15 protein-coding genes are annotated in these 20845 nt (G+C 60.1%); all 15 read right to left on the bottom strand.

Translation table 11 applies throughout. From position 1 onward, the window contains the following. Positions 1-235: 235 nt before the first annotated feature. Complete coding sequence (locus tag ACMGF7_RS16475) at positions 236-589, bottom strand: DUF6277 family protein (RefSeq protein WP_004935323.1); 354 nt, start codon at positions 587-589, stop codon at positions 236-238. 25 nt (positions 590-614) lie between these two features. Beyond that, positions 615-4094: a type VI secretion system membrane subunit TssM gene (tssM, locus tag ACMGF7_RS16470; protein ID WP_031300672.1), complete on the bottom strand. Its 3480-nt coding sequence runs from the start codon at positions 4092-4094 to the stop codon at positions 615-617. A 35-nt stretch (positions 4095-4129) separates the two neighbouring features. After that, positions 4130-5641, bottom strand: a complete 1512-nt coding sequence (gene icmH / locus ACMGF7_RS16465; RefSeq protein ID WP_021505815.1) for a type IVB secretion system protein IcmH/DotU — start codon at positions 5639-5641, stop codon at positions 4130-4132. Continuing rightward, complete coding sequence (gene tssK / locus ACMGF7_RS16460) at positions 5638-6996, bottom strand: type VI secretion system baseplate subunit TssK (protein ID WP_021505816.1); 1359 nt, start codon at positions 6994-6996, stop codon at positions 5638-5640. Before tssK ends, icmH begins: the two co-directional genes overlap by 4 nt. Before the next feature lies 1 nt (position 6997). Continuing rightward, a complete protein-coding gene (locus ACMGF7_RS16455; protein WP_232095014.1) occupies positions 6998-7483 on the bottom strand; it encodes a type VI secretion lipoprotein TssJ in 486 nt (161 codons plus the stop codon). Between the two features lie 30 nt (positions 7484-7513). Beyond that, the gene (locus ACMGF7_RS16450) at positions 7514-7879 is read right to left on the bottom strand and encodes a PAAR-like domain-containing protein (protein ID WP_031300673.1); all 366 of its coding nucleotides are present in this window, start codon (positions 7877-7879) and stop codon (positions 7514-7516) included. A 6-nt stretch (positions 7880-7885) separates the two neighbouring features. After that, positions 7886-8500: a DUF3540 domain-containing protein gene (locus tag ACMGF7_RS16445; protein WP_004935341.1), complete on the bottom strand. Its 615-nt coding sequence runs from the start codon at positions 8498-8500 to the stop codon at positions 7886-7888. Continuing rightward, positions 8493-9647: a pentapeptide repeat-containing protein gene (locus tag ACMGF7_RS16440; RefSeq protein ID WP_239504341.1), complete on the bottom strand. Its 1155-nt coding sequence runs from the start codon at positions 9645-9647 to the stop codon at positions 8493-8495. Before ACMGF7_RS16440 ends, ACMGF7_RS16445 begins: the two co-directional genes overlap by 8 nt. Beyond that, positions 9637-11862, bottom strand: a complete 2226-nt coding sequence (locus ACMGF7_RS16435) for a DUF2169 family type VI secretion system accessory protein (RefSeq protein WP_049240768.1) — start codon at positions 11860-11862, stop codon at positions 9637-9639. Before ACMGF7_RS16435 ends, ACMGF7_RS16440 begins: the two co-directional genes overlap by 11 nt. 12 nt (positions 11863-11874) lie before the next feature. Next, positions 11875-14136, bottom strand: coding sequence for a type VI secretion system tip protein VgrG (vgrG, locus tag ACMGF7_RS16430; RefSeq protein ID WP_004935351.1), 2262 nt, complete (start codon positions 14134-14136; stop codon positions 11875-11877). 64 nt (positions 14137-14200) lie between these two features. Next, complete coding sequence (gene tssH / locus ACMGF7_RS16425; protein ID WP_197763429.1) at positions 14201-16786, bottom strand: type VI secretion system ATPase TssH; 2586 nt, start codon at positions 16784-16786, stop codon at positions 14201-14203. A gap of 16 nt (positions 16787-16802) precedes the next feature. Next, complete coding sequence (tssG, locus tag ACMGF7_RS16420; RefSeq protein ID WP_004935359.1) at positions 16803-17831, bottom strand: type VI secretion system baseplate subunit TssG; 1029 nt, start codon at positions 17829-17831, stop codon at positions 16803-16805. Next, the gene (tssF, locus tag ACMGF7_RS16415) at positions 17824-19665 is read right to left on the bottom strand and encodes a type VI secretion system baseplate subunit TssF (RefSeq protein WP_273874392.1); all 1842 of its coding nucleotides are present in this window, start codon (positions 19663-19665) and stop codon (positions 17824-17826) included. The genes tssG and tssF overlap by 8 nt, the downstream gene beginning before the upstream one ends. A gap of 11 nt (positions 19666-19676) precedes the next feature. Then, complete coding sequence (locus tag ACMGF7_RS16410) at positions 19677-20123, bottom strand: type VI secretion system baseplate subunit TssE (protein WP_015378391.1); 447 nt, start codon at positions 20121-20123, stop codon at positions 19677-19679. An 81-nt stretch (positions 20124-20204) separates the two neighbouring features. Continuing rightward, positions 20205-20729 carry an Hcp family type VI secretion system effector gene (locus ACMGF7_RS16405; RefSeq protein WP_004935369.1) on the bottom strand — a complete coding sequence of 175 codons (525 nt, stop codon included), beginning with the start codon at positions 20727-20729 and terminating at the stop codon, positions 20205-20207. Positions 20730-20845 lie beyond the last annotated feature (116 nt).

The raw sequence follows: 20845 nt of genomic DNA, 5'->3' as shown, positions 1-20845 counted from the left end.
TTAATTCGCTTCATTTTAAGCACCTTCGCGGGTGCTTTTTTTTACTTCAAAGAATCAAAAAATAGATAAGGTCAGATAAACCAATATCCAAAAAAACAAGCTGGGTATCACCATGATAAAAAAACCCATGCGTTTATTGGCGTTTTTGAGCATCCAGTCATAGATCATCGCACCACTCCTTGTGAATGCCGGGAGGCATTTCCGCCTCCCGGTATTTTATCCATCAAGTTTTTGATTACAGTTTCGGTACTTTGGAAAAGAAGTCCGCCATTTCGTGCGGGAACCCTTTCGCAATCGCCGGACGAAGATCGTCCATGGAAACATTAAAATCTTTCGGCTGCTCGCCCGTTTGCATTTTTTGGTGTGCGTTCACATTCGATTGCAGACCATTAAAAATGCCCTTCATATTGCCGAACATATCATCGCAAGATTTTGTCACGTTACTCATGACCGACTTGGCCGCATCCGGCCCCGACATTTGAATATTGCTGACGCCTTGCATAAACGGTTGACTCAGTGACGATTGGGAGTTGGTGCCCAAATTGCCGCCGGCCTTCATGGTTTCTAAAATTTTGGCTGGATCTAACATGTTTATCACCTCTTTACGGTTGTGTTTACATCGCTTTCGGGCACGAGAATCCTCGCAACGCCCGTGACCAAAGTGGGAAATCTTTCATCGTCGAGCGCAATTCCAGTTTGAGCACGCCCACCACCGACGACATCGACATCGTCAGCTCTCGTCTGTCGCTGGCGAGCGGCACGGGATTGCTGGCGTCGAACATCCGGAACAAGGCCCAGGGCCCGTCGAAACTGGCGACCTGGATCTGGCCGGTGCCGGTGCGGAAGGTCAGTCGAACATAGCTGCCGCCTTTCGGGCCCGGCCAATCGATACGGGTAGGCTGGCTGAAACCATGGCTGTAGTTAATCACCTGCCCATCGATATCCAGGGTCGCTTCCGTAATGGTCGGGGTCAGAGACAGCGGCCTGATGAACATGGAGAAGGACAGCTTGTCGCCGGCGGTGAAGAAGGTATCGCGGATCAGCCGGGCATTTTCAAACGCGCCCAGCGTGCTGGCATTGACGATCCCCTCTGAACCCGGTTTGGCATTCCATTTCTGCGCGTTGACGTCCACATAAGGGGCCAGGTTCTCATCGAAGAACTGCTGCATCGCGCCGCTTTGGCCAAACATGCGCGAGAAGTCCTCGATGCCGACCTCCGCTCTGGCGTTGCGCGAGAACGGATAACGCCCGCTGATGCTGCTCTTGCACAAGCCGGAGGCCAGCGACGAAGCGCCTTTGCTCAGGTTCTTCTGGCTTTGCTGAATCGTCTGGCTGTCCCCGACCTGCAACAGATCCATCATCACGCTGCGCACCGGTTCCGGCTGGCGCGCCGCATCCAGCTGCAGGCGCTTCAGCGTGCCCCCGGCGGGCACCACCTGGCCGCCGCGCAGCGAGGTGGACAAGGTGGTCAACTGGCTGTACAGCGCTTCGAAACTGCGGCTCAGCGGATCGTTGCTGGCGTTGGTGGTCTGCAACAGCTGATAGCCCAGACGGCGCAGCAGCTCGAAGCGATCTTCCACCGCGCGCTCCGGCGTGAGACGAAAACGCGCGCGCTCGCCGGAAATCTCGCCCAGGATGTCGCGCCGCTGCTGCTCGATGCGGTTGCGCTGGCGATCGAACCAGCTTGCCGCATCGCCCTGGTTGGTGCCGGTCATGCTGGTTTCGCGCGCGGCGAAACGCACCAGATTGGCCAGCGGAGAAGAAGGATCGGACAGTTGACGCGCCAGGATCGCCGCATCCTCAAGCCCGTTGACCGGCCGGGCGCGCACGTCGCGCATGAACGCATCCCATTTGTCGGCATACTCGATGAGGTAAAGCTTCCTCGCCTCGTCGGCCAGCTTCTGCGCCGAGGCCAGCGAGTTCACCGCGTTTTTCCCTTCCCCACTGTCGCGCAGCACCCAGGACTCTTCTTCGATCATGTCCTTGGCGGCGTCATCGAGCTGCGCCAGGAAAACGTCGCGATAGCTGGCGCGGGTATAGAACCCCGGCACGGCGGTATCGGTGACCGTCGCCTGGCTCTTGCGGCGCAGCATCAAGGAGACGTTCGGTCCGGCGGCGTCGGCCAACGAAATATCGTTGATCGCCGCCGGCAGCGGTTTCTCTTCGATGCGGCGCACCACCCGCACCTGCATCGGAATGTTCATCGCTTTCACCCGCGCCAGGCGCAGCAGATCGCCGTTCATCTTCATGACCGGCGCGTCCGGCAAAGAGAACATCTCCCGCAGATGGTAAGCGAAGATGCCTTTGTTCATGTCGGTGTAACCCTGCGGCATAAAGGTTTCCCAGCGCGCCATGAACCAGTCGACCAAGGCTTCGGCGGAGCGATGCGAAGGTTCGCCCATCATCAGGTACACTTTCAGGGTGCCGTAGACGTCCTTGTTGGACGCCGAGACGTCATTCTTGAGTTCGTCCGCGATATAGTTTTCCACCGCCGGCCAGAAGATCTGCAGCAAATGGCGTTGGTAGGTTTTTTGCGCCGCGCTGTTGATCAGCTTGTGCTCGAAATAGGGATTCGGCACCGGCGACACTTCGCCGCCCAATTGCGCGTTCATGTAGCCCAGCTGCTCATAGGCGGAAATGACATCGTCGCTGACGCGGTTAGTCACCGGAATTTCCCGCACGATGCGTTTTGTCTCATCGAAGCGCGCCGCAATGTAGGAGATGTAATCGCTCTCCCACAGGTAACGCATCGCCAGCAGATTAAACGAGACCGCCAACAGAATGAGCACCAGCACATAGCGGCCCAGGGAGCTCATGCGGCTGCCGAGCGGCCTGGCGTGCGAAGACTGCTGCATCACCCCGCGTTCTTGCCGGGCGTAATCCAGCTCCGGGTGATAAATGCGCCCGGTCGGGCGAGCTTCATAGATATCCGCCGCTTCCGCGTTGTAGATCGCCCCCTGCGGCGACAAGGCGATGGTGCTGCCCAGCCACACCTGCTGCAGATGGCAGGCGTAGCCCACCGGCGTTTGCGGGAAGATCTGCTCTAACAGGGAATACAGCGGGTTGCCCAGCGACCCCAGCGACTCGGTGAAGAACAGCAGCTGCTGGCGGTTTTGGCCGTCCGGCGCATCGTGCAACAGTTCGAGCACGTGATGGCTGACGCGCGCCACCATCTCCCGGTAGAGGGTTTCATACTGTTCGAAGGGGGTTTCTCCCTGTTCGGCGCGGTTCAGGCTGAACCCCATGCCTTTTTGCAACAGATCGTCGCCCAGCATCGACAGGAAGGTCTCGCCGCCGACCAGTTGATCGAGGTGGCTGATGGTAAGATAGACCGGCAGCTCGCTGCGGAACCACGAGGCCATCTCCAGCAGGCGCACGCGCAGCGCGTCGGCGACCGACTTTCTCTCCGTCAGCGAGGCGTGCAGCAACCAACGCGCATCAAGACACAGCATGATGCCGTCGATGCCCGGATGGCGGCGATGGCGGCGGATCAGTTTGAACAGGGTGTCGCGCGCCCTGGCGCCCTCTTCCCCCAGACCGTTCAACTGCAGCCATTCGCCGGAAGTGTCGACATACACCGAATTCTCCGCCAGCCACCAGTTGCAATCCTGGGTCGGCCCGACGTCCACCGTCTGCTGCAGGCCATAGTGCTCGGCCAGCAAGAAGCGTTCGCCGCTTTCGCCGATCAGCGAGGTTTTGCCGCTGCCCGGCGGCCCGATGACCAGAAACCACGGCTTTTCGCTGACGTAACGGCGCGTCAGGCGGTATTTGAAGCGCTGCCAGGGGGTGCGCTGCTTCGCCGTGCCGACGTACTGCAAGGTGCGCAAAGCGTCGTAAAAGCGCGAGGTCACGCGATCTCGCTGGGCGGTCTTGCGTTTGGCCGGGGCCGGCGCTCGCGCGTGGCGGAACACCCAGGATAAGAACGTCGCCACGAACGGCCACAGCGCCCAGCACAGGATCAGCGCGATGATGATGCCCCTGACCCAGACCGACAGCAGCGGCCGATAGGTGCCGATGGCGATCAACGGCCCAATCCACCACACCACCGCACACAGCAGCAAGGCAATCACCAATATGAATGATCTACGTATCATATAATTTCCTTATTATCTCTACGCCGGCGGATGTCTTAGTTATCCTCGGGGACCTCGGCGGCTACCCCTGCCTGATTTAACGTTGCAGACGGTGAAGCCATCTCCCTCTCGCCGATTTTCCAAAGGATGTCCACGCGGCGGTTGCGGCGGCGCCCTTCTTCCGTCGCGTTGTCGTCCAGCGGCTCCTGATCGCCCTTGCCGACCGAGGTCACGGTGCGGTTGTATTTACTGTTGGCCAAGGATTCGCGCAGCTTGTCGGCGACCGTCTGCGCGCGCGCCTCGGACAGTTTCAGGTTGGAGTTGTTGGAGGTGTTGCGATACGGTTTGTTGTCGGTATGCCCGATGACCTCCAGATCGCCCGGCCACGGCGCCAGCGCTTCCCCCAAACGCTCGATGTTGCGTTTCTTTTTAAACTCTTCCGACAGCTTCGACTGCCCGGTGGCGAATGCGCCGTCGGAGGTGAAGATCAACAGCCAGCCGCGCGGATCGGCGCGCACCTCCAGCCACCCTTCGCTGAGGATTTGCGGCAGCGGCTGCGGCAGCGTCTCCATGATGTTGATTTTGCGCGGCTGCGGAGGTGTCCAGGCCAAAATGGCGTTGCGCAGCGCGCGGGACTGATCGTGCAGATACCAGGCGGCCGAGGCATACGCCAGCAGCGCGATGGCCAGACCGTAGCACAGCAGCTTCAGCGGCGTGATGCGGGTCGCCTTGCGCACCACTTTGCTCGGCTCGGCATCGGCCAGCGTCTGCGTCGGGTTCTGGCTGTACAGATAGCCGTCAAGACGGTTGCGCACGTCGGCCAACAACACCGCGCCGCGTTCCATCACGTGGTATTGCCCTTCGAAGCCCAGCGACAGGATCAGATCGTAAAACGCCAGGATCGCCTTGTTGCGCGGCGAGGCGGCCAGATAGGCCTGCAGATGCTCGAAGCACTTTTCCCCGCCCCAGGCGTCGCGATAAAACTCCACCAGCAGGCTGAGATTCAGTTCGCCGGATTCGAGCGTGCTCATGCAGCACTCATCCACGTAGGAGCACAGCAGATAGGCCAGCTTGTCCACATCGCTCGGCGCGATGTGATCCGCCAGCAGCGTCTGCTGAAATTGTTGGATCTCACGCACGATCTGCGCGCGCACCGCGCCCGGATTCAGCTGTTTCTGATCGCGCACCCGCTCCACCTGCAGCAGGACCGGGATAGCGGCGGCGATCAGCGGGTTGTCCCAATGGCCCATCATCACGCCGGGCTTGCTCAGCGCGGCGCGGCCAAACAGCCCGCTCGAGGTCGGCGCCGCCTCGGCCGGGCGCTCGCCCGGCGCGGGCTCGCTGCTTTCCGGCGCAACGCTTTCCGCTTCATAAGGCTTGGGTTCGGGGGGCGTCGCCACCCCGGCGCTTCCCGGCCGCAGCTTGGCGGCCAGCGCCCGCGCGCCGAAGGACAGCGCGGCGATCTCCGCCGTCGTTTTGCCCACCGAGCCGGACGCGGGAAGGCGCGGCGTCGCGTTGTTGCGCGTTACCGCCATCGCCTCGCGTATTTTTCTCTCGAATTCGTTCATCCCACCCTCCCTTGCCTTAATCCCCAGACGTCAAAACGCAGGTCGGGGAAATCACCCACGATGCTGAGCGCCATCGCCGAGCCGGCCATCATTTCCTTATAAATCGGGTCGGCATGATCAACCTCGAAATAGATGCTGTTCGGGTAATACGGTATGTGCCGCGGCGGCGAGGCCATCGGCAGCAAGCGAGCGCCCGGTAATTGCAGATCGATCAGCTGAATGATTTTCTCGACCGGCCCCAGTTTGACCTGTGCGGGGAAATACGAGCGCAGATGCTCGATGGACAAACCGCAGCTGACGGCGAACACCAGTTTTTCCAGGCGCAGCTGCGAATCGTTCGGGCACAGATAAATGCTGTCGCCGCGATCGATAAACGGCAACGCCACCGCCGGCGCTTCGATCACCAGCGACAGCGCGCGGCGAATCGAGGCGAAGAGCTGGAAGTAGCAGTTGTGCGGCTCATCGTGCAGATACACCAAATCGGCCCGATCCCAGAGGCGTTCGCCGCCGGGAATGATGCTGAGCCGCCCCAGCAGGCTCAGCAACGTGTCGAACAGGGTTTCAGGATGTACCTGCGGGCTGGCCAGCAGTTGGCTGATGCGCAAATTGAACTCGCTCAAGGTTTGCAGCAACAGCAACTCCAGCAGCTCGGAAAGCCCGCCGATCGTCATATGCACGTCCGGGCGGAAAACCGACTCCAGACGCTGGCTGATCAGCCCAAGCAATTCGGTGGTGAAAGCGGGCAGCCAGCCGATGGCGCGGAAATCCAGCATCGGCGGCAAGGCGCGCTCATCCAGCAGCACCCGACGATCGCTGGTCAGCTCGCGCACGAAACCGACCGGCAGCACGCTTTCCGCGCTGCTGACCGCGTCCTCCAGGCTTAGCCGCGTCACCAGGCTGCCCAGTTGCATCGTGCACACGCGCGGGGTCCCTTCCAGGCTGACGCCGTGGTTGCGATCCGGCACCTCGGCGTCCATGGTGCGAAAACGGCTGCTTTTTCGCGCATCCTGGATAAGATCGATCTGGGCGTTGCCGGCGATGTCCATCAGCACGGACAGGCACACCACTTTCCCCTGGCAGCCTTCTCCCAGCACCAGCGGCGGCGGCAGCGGAATATCCTCAGGCATGCTGAACGCCGTGCCGTCGGGGAAAACGCCCTTGGCTTTCTTCAGCGCAAACTTGCCCTGTTCCAATAGCCCGTTGTCGATCTCCAGCGTCAGGAACCCCCAGGTGAAGGTTTCGACGCTGCGCAAGCGCGCTTCAATCAAGTGCTCGAAAAAACGTTCCTGCTGCTGGAAATGCTGCGGTTCCATCAACATGCCTTCTACCCAGGCGACGCGTTGTTTAGGTAACATGTCATTCATCCATTTTGTCGTTAGTCACTATGCTGAGTGACGTCATCCCCACCATCACCTTCATTTGCGAATCAGCCTGCGCAGGGGACTTTTGCTCGGCGAGCGGCAACACGCCGCTGATTTGCTGAAACTCCGCCCCGACGACGACCCATCGCTCTTGCCCCGCCGGCACCTCGAAGCGATAACGCAACGTCTCCCTCGGTTGCAAAATGCTCTGGTGCCGGCTCAGCGCCCCTTCCGACGGCGCCGTCTCGCGGCAAGGAGCGCCGTCGCCAATCCCCTCGGGCATCCACCCCGAGCGATTGGTTTCTATCACGCACACCTTGACCGGCTGCGCCTCCCCGGCGGCATTCGGGTTCACGTTGTCGTTGGCGGTCACCTCGACGTCGATAAACCGCAACCGGCGCCCCGCATCCGCAGCCTCATCATGAGAAAACCAGCTGCATCCGCCGAGCATCCCCACCGCCAACAGTCCCCCTGTCGCCATCCCCCGGAGCGTTTTCACCATGCTGAACTCCTATGCATTAACGAAACATTTGGTCTGACTCGGCGCGACCTGAGTGGCGACCATGTTGTTATTGTTCGTCGTGCTGGAATCGCCTAGCCGCGTGACCGGCATGCCGCCGGTGAAATACTTGCCCGATCCCTGCACCGGCTGCATCTGGGCCGAATGCGTCCCGGAGGCGGCGCCGATCACCCCGCCCGAATCGACGGTGGCCGCGCGAATGCTGCCGAGGTTCTGTTCATTGCCGCCGCAAAGGAAACAGTTAGGCACGTTCGGTATGCCGGTGTTGTTGGGCGCGGTGTTCGGGCCCGGCGCCGGTATCATCGGGTCACAGCCGGCAAAGCTGATCCCGGCCATGTTGTTATTGGCTGCAGTCATGGTGGTTTACCCCATATGTATCTGGCCGCCGTCGATCTTCAGCACCGCCGAAGACTTCAGAGAACCAATTTCACTGTTGATGACGAGGGATTGCCGCGCATCCTGAATGATGTGCTTCGCCAGCACCTCGTCGGTTTCCTCCACCCGCCGGCTCGCGTGCTTGCTGCGCACAAACAGGCGTTGAGAGATTTGGTGCAGCGTTTCGGCCACCCAACGGCTGCTGCGCGTCAGCAGCGTGAAGTGCGGGCTGCGCAGCGTCAGCCGCTTGCCGCCCTGCAGCTCAATCTCCGGCGCCACGATGCGCAAGTTGGCGCAGCGGCTGTCCAGCGTCATGACGGCGTTCGCCTGTTGCCGCGACAAGATCTCGGTGATGACCAACTTATCGCCGTCGGCGATGACGCAAACGCGATCGCCCGCCAGCGGCTGAACCAGACAGCTGGTGGCGACCGCCAGACAATGGGCTCGCATGCCGTCGACATACAGACTGCCGTTGGCGTCGGCCGCCAGCGTCACCACCTTGCGCCCCCCTTGTTCGGGAAGCGGAGCGCTGCGCACCAACTGCAAAGGCGTCACCCTGGCGTTGGCATAGACCTTCTGATGCTCTCTTCTGGATTTATACATATCTGCTTACTCCTGTTGGCCGTTGATACGACGGTTGCCGCGGCCCCGGTTGTTGATGCGCATACCAGGCGTCGATCGCACTCAAGAACGGATCGGCGGTAAGCGGCACGTTTTCGGCGCGATGACGCTGCGCGCCATGCAGGCGAGCGCTCTGTTGCTGAGCGGCGGTCAACGGCTGTTCGATCAGGTTCGCTTCCCGCAGTTCGGCCTGCTCAAGATTGGCTAACGCCAGATCGCACGCCCTGAATTCCGCTTGCGGCAAGATGGCGCGCCCCCAGTTGGCGCCATTCATCGCGCATTCGCTGAACCGGGCCTTCTGCCCCTGCGCCAGGGTCAGCGTCGCGCGTTCGAAATCGCAGCGCAGCGCCTGAGCTTCAGCGAAGATCGCCGAGGTCAGATCGCTGTCGGCGAACGAACACCCCTCCAATTCGCTGCGGTGAAAACTGGCGCCCTGCAGCTGTAGCTGCGCCAAAGTGCAGCCCGACAGGCGGCAGGTGAACCAGATTCGCGCCTGCCCCGCGATCGTCTGCCAGCTGCACGTCTCCAGCCGGCAGCTCCCCATGATGTGGCGCTCGAGGGTCGACGCCTGCCACAGGCACTGCGTGAGTTGGCAGGCGTACCAGTTGGCGTCCTGTATCACGTCCTGATGAAACATCAGGTTGGTCAGGGTGCTGGACTGCACCGCCAGATGCCCCAGGCTGCTGCGTTCAATTTCCGCGCCGTTGACCTCGCACCGGATCAAACCGCAGTCATCCAGCAGACAATCGCCGACGTAACACCCCTGCAGCGTGGTGTCGTTGCACGCCAAATTGCACAGCAGCCCCTGTTGCAGCGTCAGGTTGTCAAACCGGCATTCGTTGAACGACAGGCGCATCAGGCTGCCGCCGATCACGTTGACCTGCTGCAGGGTGCAGCCCTCAAAGCGCACCGCCCGCAAATCACAACCTTCAAACGTGACGCGTTCGAAATGACAGTCGATGAAAAAGCAGTCGCTCAGCGTCAACCCTTTCAGCTCGCGATCGTGGAACCGGCGTTTCTTGAAGATCCGCGGCATGGGCGGCGTCTGCGCCACCGCCTGGGCGACCTCCAGTTCGATCGCCTCTCGGTCAGGCAGCGCCTGTTGAATCACGCGGCTTTCAGTTTTCATGCGCATAGTCCCCATGAATGATTCTGCGCGGCACCCAACACGCACGCTCCAGCAGACAACCGCTGAACCGCGTGCCGGCGTCCTGCCAGGTCATCGCCAGATGCGCCGCCGCCAGATTGCACTGGTCAAATGCCGCATCGCGCAGATCGGCGTTATAAAACAGGCCTTGCTGAGCGCTGCTGTTTTGCCAACGTGAGTGCGTCAACAGGCTGTCTTTAAACCGCACGCCGGCCAGATCGCAGCCGGCGATCGCGCAGGCCGTCAGATCGGCCTCGTCAAAGTTGCATTCAGTGAAAACGCTGTACTGCAGTTGGCACCTCTCCATACGCGCCGCTTTCAATCCCACTTTGGTGAAACAGCTATCGCTGAACACGGCGTGGGAAAAGTTCGCCTGCATGCCCGCCGTCAGGCTCTCGACACGGCAGCGTTCGAACCGCACGCCGCGCCAGTTGCCGCCAAGGAACGAGTTTTTGGTGAGCGTCATCTCCAGCGCAACCGCCTCTTCGGCGAGGCAGCGGTTAAACACGCACGCGTCCAGCTCGCCTTGCAGAAACTGCGCGCGGATCAGCGTCGCGCCATTAAACATGCCGTTGCCGATCGCCGCGTGTTCAAAGCGGCTCGCGGTGAAATCGCCCCGCTCGAAAACGCAGTTATCCAGCTTCACGTGGTCGGCGCGCAGGCCTTGCCCCTGAGGCTCCGCCAGCGTCACCCGTTCGAAGACCGCCTCTTGCCACACGCTTTCCGCCAGCAACGGCTTTTGCAGCGTGCACGAGATCATGCGGATCTGGCGCAGCGCCGCCTGCGTCAGGTTGACCCCATCAAAAACGCAGTTTTCGAAGGTGCAGTTCTCAAAAGAAGCCTGCGAGAAATCGCAGCGCTCAAAGCGGCACTGCAGAAAATGCCGGCCCGACAGCGCCTCGCAGCGCAAACCGCTGAAGGTCTTTCCTTCCACGGTCGCGCTATCGGGGAAAAACGCGTCATTGCCGTCTTCGGCGGGAAGATCCGGCAAATCGGGCAGCGTCACGGAAGCCGGCTCCACCGACGTTTGTTGCTGGTGCAAGGCGATCGCCTCGCGGATGCGTCGATAGAACACGGCGGAATCGCCCAGAGAGGTGGGCGACGGATCGTAACGCAAGTCGCTGGGGTGATCCGACACCGCCTGGATGACGTTCAACCCCATCTCCGCCGGCATCAGATCCGGATCGAACAGAAACTCAAATGGCGAGGCGTCATCGTCGCTGCGCTTGCGGAATACCTGTTGGAAATAGTCGAACGAGCGCGGCGCATCGCAGCGATCCAACGCCAGCATGACGGACTCGATGGACTCGTCCAGCAGATGCGTCAACGGCGCATTGCCGGTGAAGATAAGCAAAGCGATGTCGCTGTCGGGCAGGAACCACAGCGTTTTGCGCTGCAGCTCGATTTCCTCGAGACTGTCGCTATCGTGACGGCGGATGAACGCCCGTCCGCGCACCGCCGGCAGCTCGCCGCGAATCGCCTCGCTTTGCGCGCCGACGCCCTGCAGCTCGAAGGGCACCCGATCCGGCCACGCCGCTTCCGGCAACCATTGCGCCGGCGGCGCCATCTGGAAATAACGCCGATCGATATTGGCCGGCAGCCCGGGGAATACCGTCTCGAGATAGGCTTTGCCGGCGATCTGGCCCGCCACCTTATCGATGTGCGCCTTGCGCAGCGCAAACTCGTGCGGCACCGGCGCCGGCGCCGCCAGCGGAGAGCGCTCCTGCGCTGTCCCCTCGGGAGACAGCGTCATCAGCAGCGGCCGCAGCCCGTCATTGCAGCCGCGGCCAAACGGGTTCTCCTTGTTGTCTTTGCCGCCCCAGGCGGAGGTGTGATCCAGCGGCACGCTGAGGAAGGGTTCCACCTCCATCGCGCCGCGCCGTCCCTCGCCCTCGACCCGCCAACGGCGCTTCAGCCCGCCGATGTCGGCGCTGACATTCAGCGTTTTCACCGGCTGACCGATACCGGCATGGCCGGCGATCAGGTATTCGGCGAACGGCTTCGGCTCGGCAACATCCAATATCGGCAGGCTGAGCGGCACACGCTTCCACGCCTCCCAGATTTCGGCTTCGTTCACGAAGTGTTCAGGCCGGGACAGGTAGCATCCGGCCACGACGCTGATGCCGAGCCGGCTGTCTGTCCCGATCTGGTAACTTCCTTTAATCGCCACCAATTGCTGTGGCCGTATGATTCTCATTGCCGCGCCTCGTTAGTTTTTGCTTTGCATCCCGACTTTTTTCAAATCGACGCCGGTCTCGGACAGTGACGCGCCGGTATAGCTGATCGACACCCCTGTCGTGCTGGTGCTGCTGCCGGTATTGCTGACGCTGCTGCCGGTATTGCTGACGCTGCTGCCGGTGCTGCTGACGCTGCTGCCGGTGGTGCCGACGCTGCTGCCGGTGGTGCTCACGCTGCTGCCGGTGGTGCTGATGCTGCAGCCGGTGGTGCTGGTCGACGATCCGGTGGTGCTGATGCTGCAGCCGGTGGTGCTGGTCGACGATCCGGTGGTGCTGACGCTGACGCCGGTAAAGCTGGTGCTGCTGCCGGTCTGGCTGGTGCTGACCGTGGTGTAGCTGTTGCTTTCGCCGGTCATGCTGTTGCTGATGCTGGTGAAGGAGTTGCTTTCGCCGGTCATCGAGTTTGATACGCCGGTGCAGCTGGTGCTCTGCCCGGTGAACGAGGTGCTCAGCCCAGTGAACGAAGTGCTGACGCCGGTAAATGACGTGCTCACGCCGGTGAACGAGGTGCTGACGCCGGTGAACGAGGTGCTCACGCCGGTGGCGGTGAGGCTGACGCCGGTCATCGACGCGCTGACGCCTTTAATCGAGGCGTCAAACCCGGTAATGCTGAAGACGTAATCCTTGTAAGAGACGTGGTTGGTGAACCAGTCGGTAAAGGTGCGGCGGATGATGTCGAACTTGTCCATTCCCACCTCGGTGGCCTGGTTGCGCTCCACCGTGGTTTGCAGATCGCGTTCGGCATGCAGCATGACGCGTTCGTTGTTGCGGTTGTCATCGAAGGTCAACTGGCTGGCATGCTGCGGCTTGCCGAAGCGCAGCGAACGCGACACCATGCCCGAGTAGTTGATGTATTCAGGCAACTGATAAGGCGGCGGGTTGTCGCCGTTATACACAATCCCGGTCACCATCGGACGATCGAGATCGCCGTCGACATAGGTCACCAGCACTTCCTGGCCGACGCGCGGCATGGCGATCACGCCCCAGCCTTTCCCCGCCCAGGCCTGCACCACACGGATCCAGCAAGAGCTGTCTTCCTCGGTGGTTTTGTAGCGATCCCAGTGGAAATGCACGCGGATGCGCGCAAATTTGTCGGTATGCACTTCGGAGTTGGGCGCGCCGACCACGGTGGCGCTCTGGATGCCCGGCATCTGCGGTTTTGGCGTTTCGCGCAGCGGGCGGAACGGCACGTCGTCGTTCAACGCATTGAAACGGCAGGTGACGTTGCGGCCGTCGCTGCTGCTGTCCGGGCCGTCTTGCACGAACACATAGTCGCAACGGGTCAGTTTGAAGCGGCGGTTGCGGTTGGCGTCCGGGTGCAAAATCAAGGAGAAATCCTTACCGGCCATCAGCCCGACGGCGTTGCTCTCGCCAAACAGCAGATGGCCGTCGCTTTGCATTTCTTCAAGGCGCAGCCGCGCCAGGTTTTCACCGCGTTCGGTATCCACATAACCCGCCGCGTAGTCGTACCACTCCAGCGGGGTGTTCTGCAGGCCGAGGCGGCTTTCTTCCACCTTGGTTTGCAGGTTCTTGCGCGGGTTCTGGAAGTCAAAGTCGCGCAGCACGATTTCATTCGGGCGCACTTTGCGGGAGCGCTGGATGCGCTGGATCCCTTCGCGGATAGCGCGGTTTTCTTCGCTGTCCGGCATGAACGGCAACACGGCGTAACCGAAATCCAGATCGTCGAAATTCTGCCGGTCGGTGATCACCAGCGTGTGTTTATCCTCGGCGTGATCGAAGTAATACCAGATGCCTTCGTCTTCCAGCAGGCGGCTGATAAACGCGAAATCCGTTTCGGAAAACTGCACGCAATATTCACGCGTCGGATAAGTGCCTTGAATATCCAGACGGTAGTCGGCAAAACCGTAGCGCGAGAAGATTTGCTCGATGATGTCGAGCACGTTCAAATCCTGGAAAATGCGGCTGTTGCGGTTTTGCATCAAAAACCACAGCCAGGTGCTCAGCTCCAGCTTATAAACGAACTTATCCTGATGCTGCCCTGAATCGGAAGCGCCGATCACGTAAGCGTAAAACGGCCGCGCGCCGAAATCCGGCCTTTCTATTTGAATGCTGATCCCTTGACCCAGCAGAGATTCATAATCAACGTCCGCCTGTTCACATTCGAATTCGAGCGTATATTGCGAGTTGCTCGACAACCCTTCTTTGGTGGTGAAGCTGAGTGGAAACGCATTTAATTCGGCTAACACCGGGTTATCAATTTCGATTAAAGGCATAACAACCTCTCTGATCCGATATCGAACCCCGCCCCGCGTTTACGGGCCGGCGGCAAATTAAAAATCAGTCGAAATAAACACTTAAACTATCGTTCTCGACCATGAGTTGGATATTCTGCAGTTCCTGTCCCGTCCGTTTGCGCTTCAGCACTTCATTGCTGATGGGCGGCAAAATCGCCTGCTGCAACAGCGACTCGACCGCTCTGCCGCGCGAAGGATGGGCGCTGATGCGTTTGGCTATCCAGCCTGGAATGTCGCCTTCCAGCACCAGCGACACGCCCACTTCTTTGTGCAAACGCTGTTGTAAACGCGAAATCTGTTTGGTGGCGATATGGGTTATCGCTTCGGTAGAAAGCGGCACGTAGGGAATGACGTTCATGCGCGCCAACAGCGCCGCCGGGAAGAAGCGCGCCAGCACGTCGTGCAACATCGGCCGCAGCGCTTCGGTTTTCAGATCCGGCGTTTCCGCCAGCGTCGCTTCTATTTCGCCGGCGCCGATATTGCTCGTCATTAAAATGAAACACTGGCGGAAGCTGATCATGCGGCCCTCACCGTCTTCCATCACGCCCTTGTCGAAGACTTGATAAAACGCCTCGTGGATATCGGGATGCGCCTTGTCGAATTCGTCGAGCAAGACGATGGAATAAGGTTTGCGGCGCACCGCCTCCGTCAACTTGCCGCCCTTGCCGTAGCCGACATAGCCCGGCGGCGCCCCTTTCAGGGTGGAAACGGTATGCGATTCCTGAAACTCGCTCATATTGAAGACGATCAGGTTATGCGCGCCGCCGTACATCGCCTCCGCCAGCGCAAACGCGGTCTCCGTTTTGCCGACGCCGCTCGGGCCGGACAGCATGAAAACGCCCAATGGCCGATCGTGCGCCTGAATGCCGGCGCGGGAGATGCGCACCGCCTGCGCGATTTCATCGATCGCCGTCTGCTGGCCGAATATCTGGCGGCTCAGCAGTTGATTGAGATTGAGCGCATTGTCCAGATCGCTTTGCAGCATGCGGCCGGTGGGGATGCCGGTCCAATCCGACAACACTTCCGCCACGACGCGGTCATCCACCCACGGATACACCAACGGCAGACCGCCGTCTTGCAAGGCTCCCAGCTCGGAGGCCAACTGCGGCAAGCGCTCCGGCGACTGCCGCTCCGCGTCGAGCAAGGTGGTGACCGCCTGTTGCTCCTGCGCCTGCCGCTGACGCAGCACAGCCAGTTCGCCTTCCATATCGCTGAGGGTCTGCTGCAATTCAGTGATGCGGCTGAGCGCCAGATCGTCGAATTTGCTTTCCTCCTGCAGGCCGTTCATTTCGGTGCGCTTCACCGCCAACCCGGCCTCGAGCGACTCGATTTTTTCAGGCAGCGCATGCTGGCTCAGCGCCACCCGCGCGCAGGCGGTATCCAGCAGGCTGATGGCTTTGTCCGGCAGTTGCCGCGACGGCAGATGGCGCAGCGACAAATGCACCGCCGCCTGCAGCGCCGACTCGCGGATCTTGACGCTGTGGTGCTGCGCAAAATGCGGGGCGATGGCGCGCATCATGTTCACCGCATTCTCTTCGTCGGGTTCAGAAACCAACACGTACTGGAAACGGCGCGTCAGCGCGGCGTCCGGCTCAATAAACTGTTTGTATTCCGACCAGGTGGTCGCCGCCACCATGCGCAGCGCCCCCCTGGCCAGCATCGGTTTCAACAGGTTGACGGCGTCGCCGGTGCCGGCCTGCCCGCCGGCGCCCACCAGCGTATGCGCCTCGTCGCAAAACAGGATCACCGGCACCGCCGAATGCGCGATGGCGTCGATCAGCGCTTTCAGGCGCGATTCGAATTCGCCCCTCATGCTCGCCCCGGCCTGCATGCGCCCCAGATCCAAAGACAGCAGCCGGGCGCCCTGCAGCAGCGGCGGCACCTGCCCCTGGGCTATCTTGCAGGCCAGCGCTTCCGCCACCGCCGTTTTGCCGACCCCGGCTTCGCCCACCAAAATCGGGTTGTTCTGCCGGCGACGCAGCAAGATGTCGATCACCTGGCGCAGCTCCGCTTCGCGGCCAATCACCGGGTCGATTTCACCGTCGCGCGCCTGGCGGGTCAGATCGGCGCACCATTTATCGAGAATATCGACCGTCTCGGACGCCTCCGGCGCATCGCCGTGGGCGCTGTAGACCTCTTCTTCCTCTTCCTCATGCTCGACGGACTCCGCCAGAATCGCCGGATAATCATCGAACAGCTGCGGGATCGGCAGTTTTTTGAACTCGTCGCTCAGCCGGTACAGGCTGCGCTGCAACGTGGGATCCTGCAGAATGCCGACCAGGATATGAATGGTGCGCACCCCGCCGGACGGCGTTTCGGCGAGCTGGCTCATCAGCAGCCCTCTTTCCACCACCGTTTCCAGTTGCGTCGACAGATCCACCACCGCATTCGTGCGGTTAGGCAAGGTATGAAGAATGCGATCCAACGCATCGCTGATGCGCTGACTGTTGATGGCGTAGTGCGCCAGGATCAGCGGCAAGTCGCCGCGTTCCTTGTCCACCAGGACTTTCAGCCAGTGTTCCAGCTCCACGTATTCGTGCCTGAAGGTTCGGCACAGCTTGGTCGCTTCGACGAACGACTGATAGGCAAAGTGGCCCAATCGCGAAAAAAGACGTTCTCGTTGATACACCTTAAATTTCCTTATATTAAGTTGTTGATTGATAAACCAGCTGCCTAAACGTCCCTGTCTTAGGTTTCAGCCAGCTGTCTTTACTCAGCGACTTGCCGCCCAGCTGCGCCGCCATGCCCGGCTCCGTGGCGATCAGCAGGCTGACATCCAGCATCAGCTGATGGCTCGTAAAGTCATGACAGATACTCACCAGCGCCTGCAGCCGCCGGCTGCCGCGCTGATACTGCTGATACTGCGGGGCCCCCAGCGGGCCGATCTGAATATGCGCGCCGTACTGGGCATCGAAAAAGCGGCTGCCGATGCGCGTGCTGCCCAACTTGCCCAGCTTTTGGCTGCCGCTTTGCTTGCCGTCGTCGATCCACTTGGCGTAGCGCGGCGTAATCGTGATGGGAACGGCGAAATAGGCCGCCAACATCTTGTTGAGCTGCCGCAGCGAGCGGCGACCGGGCAAATAAGTGCCGGGGTACGCCTCGCGCAGGCGCTGGATATGCGGGTTCACCGTCAGCGCCGTATCGACGCCCACCGTCTGGCGCAAATGGCGCAAGAACGGGTTTTTGTCATCGTCATGCTCATGGCCGATCATCGCCTTCAGCTGCGCCCAGGCCCGGTAGTGCAATACGGCGAAGCGCTGGCTGACGATGCCGACGAACTGCTGAAACGCCTGGTTGCGTCTGGCGATGACTTCGGTGCGCGCGTGCTCGGTCACATGGATCGGCAGCGGGCCGTAGGGGGCGAACATGCCGAAATGCCGCGCCTGGATCAGCACTTGCTTAGGGCGCTGCACGATAGAGGCGATTTCACGCGAAGCGAACGCCATATCCGCCGGCTGGGTAATGCAGAGCCTTTCGCGGCTGCGATCGTTGGAGACGCCGAGCCGCGGCGCATCCGGCTGCGCGCGTTCGATACGCCGCAGCAGCTCGAAAAAATCCTGTCGATTGGACAGCCCGCGGATTTCGGCCTGGCCCGCGCTTTCGCTTTGCGCCCCCGGCGTCGGCGCCTGTTCCAACGAGAGCGCCGTTTCACGCATCAACGACATATCAGCCATAGTAGAGCGCCCCCCAGTCGGCGTGGGTTTCCCCATCCAGCAACAGCTTCATGCTTAACGTTTGGTTCAGGTCGCCGTATTGGCTCAACGCGTGGTGCAATATTTTGCCGAACAGATAGGCGCCGTGGTCGGCATGATGGTTGGCGCTTAAGTTGACGGCGATCTCGGCTCCGCGGATCCAGGCCAGCGGCCCCGGCCCCTGATTGCGTTCGAAGTGGTGCTCCACCCAGGCATTTTTGATGCTGGCGATGCGCTTGCGCTGGCTGGAGTCATCCTGATGGCAGAACAACGACAGCCAGTCGCGCAACAGCGCTGAACAATCCTGAACGTCGGGGCGCGCATGGCGCAGAGGATTGGAGGCCAGCATCTGAATCGCCTGCCACGCCTGGCTTATGTTCGGTACCGCGACCGGGTTGCTCGGGTAGCGGACGATCTCCACCTGGTGGATCGGCATCGCCGTTTCCAGCTGGAAATGCGGCTGCTGAAGGTGCGCCGGCACCAGATGCCGTTCGCAGACCAGCGCCTCGACGCTGAGCGACGTGATGTCGTCGATGTCGATGCCGCTTTTTCCCGGCGAGATGGCGATGAAGGTATCTTCGTTGGGCAGGTGCGGATTGTTGTACTTGGAGGGCGACGGCTCCCGGCGACGGTGCAGCGTATAACCGGCCGGCTCCCGCTCGCAGTCGTACTGCACGTCGGCCTGCAGCGAAGAGAAAATCACCGGGTTGCCGTCGGGCAGCATGCCTTTCACCTGTTTTACGCTGTGTATCTCATACAGCGAGGTGTTCAAACGATCGACCACCAGCTGGTGCTCCGTGCGCTCATCCGTCAGCAGCACCGGCGAGCAATGGCGGCGATACAGGTTGATGACCGGGGTCGCGAAAAGATGAAAATCCCTGGCGTTGACGCGACCGATCAGAGTGAGTGGGCGTTGCTCCAGCGCGAACAAGATCTCGAACTCGTGAACGCGTTCACATTGGCGCAGAAAATCCTGCACGCCATGCAGCTCCAGGCTGAAGAAGCGGCTTGGCGCGGCGAAGTATTCACGCATCAGCCGGTTGCCGGGCAGTTCCCCCACCACGGTGGGCAACAAGGCTTCTTCATCGCTGACGCCGCCCAGGCGCAAGCTGCCCGGCGGCAGGACTTTGAAGATTGGCCGGTCGTCGCTTTTCGCCCATAGCACGATGCGCAAGGTGCGATTAAGCAACGCGGCCAGCAGTTGATTGGCCCGCACCGTATCTTCCGCCAGCGTCAGGTGCAGCGGCTCGAGATCCAGCTCCGAGACGGGAAGCACGCCGTGCGTCGTCAGGCATATCCTGACGTAGGCCGAGCAATCCTGCATGTGTCTGGCGGCGCCGTCAGGCAAATGGTGCGGCGGCAAAATCTCGCATTCCGCCAGTGAAATCTCAACGGGCTGCACTTTAATATGCCGCGCCGTGGTGAACGTGGCGGGTTTGTTGTTCAGCGAGATATCGTTGAGGGTCATGCGGCTCCCGCGCGGCAGGTCAACCTGGCTGTGCCACTGGGGAAAAGAGAGATCGGGCTTAATCGCGACGGTGGCGATTGCGGGAACCGGCGTATACCACAGCGGCGCCAGGCGTGAGAGCATTTGCAGGGCAAATTCCGGCTGCTCATTGTTCAGCTTTTCCTGGATGCGGGTGCAAAGGAACGCGGAGCCCTCCAACAGACGCTCAACGAAAGGATCCAGCACGCCGTCGATATGCATGCCTAAATGCTGGGCGACCTGGGGATGAGAAGAGGCGAACTGACGACCGGCCTCGCGAAAATAACGCAGCTCATCATTATATAATTGGAGAAAGCGCTCACTGAACATAGTCACCCCTATTAATCAAATACGTGTACGGCGCCACAGGAATAATCAAGAGCGATGCGCAAATTAACCAGCATTTCGTCACCCGGTAATGAGCAGGTGCCATAAATATCGAATAAAATCGCCAGCACATACGATTGGCGTTCATTCACTACAGGCACCACACGAATCGTTTTCGGATCCAGACGCGGCTCAAACGAAGTAATGATTCTTTGTATATGTCTCGCCAGCGTTAACGGATCGGTATTAATCGGTATGCGTTGGCTCAGCGACGGCAGGCCATAATTCAATACCGAACTTTCGCTGTGCGCATAATCATGAAGTTTCAAATCAGCGCTGCGCGATGCGTCATTCAGTAAAAATTCGATATCACGCACCAAAACACGCCTCCAATTATCGGCGCTGGCGCTTTGATGTCTCACGCTGAGCTTATCGAATAGCATGGGCAATGACGCTTTCATTTAACACCTCGCGATAAGGCTTATGTCTGCCCGCAATCGCTGCGGGCAGACAGCCTGCAATTAGTGTTGTGACATCAATGATCAGATACGGGCATTAAGCTTGAGGTCATACCCCGTCTTAATTACCGCACCCATGGAGCCATCATTGTTTTGCTCTTTGTACTCAACTTCGATACGTGCGAAATTCAGCTTGATAACGTCGGTTGGCAGCACGGTATCGATTTCAGTACCGATGGTGGAATTCAGCGGCATATTACCCACGGTCTTGAATGAGGAAACCAGGCAGTTGCTGAAGGTCACGGCAATGAAGTCTTGCTGACCCTGGCCTGATTTACGGCAAACAAGTTTTGCCTGAGGAATATGCTCGCCGGTGGCGCACATCAGGAACAGTTTCGGCGAAGCCTTGTTGCTCACCATGCGAAACTCAAAGTCTTTCATCTCGACTTTGCCTGAACCGCCGCCGCTCCCGAACCCCCAACGGCCGGCGTTTTCTTCCGCCCATTGCCAGGCTTGCAGCTGAATCCAGCCAGGGTAGGTTTGGTCGGGTGATTCACCATCAACACCCTCAATTTTCAAAAAATAGTCTACTAAAGCTTTCGTGCTCATTTTTTGTCTCCTTGACTGATAGGTCTACTTCGTTAATTGAAAAGTCTATTCAGATAAGTCGTTATATTGCCTACGCGATCATTGAAATAGCGACAATGAGAACCCATTAGCCATTA

The sequence above is a fragment of the Serratia sp. BNK-17 genome, from assembly GCF_048684935.1.
GTDB lineage: Bacteria > Pseudomonadota > Gammaproteobacteria > Enterobacterales > Enterobacteriaceae > Serratia > Serratia nematodiphila.
The sequence above is the reverse complement of the archived record's forward strand: the minus strand, read 5'-3'. Positions and strand labels throughout refer to the sequence as shown.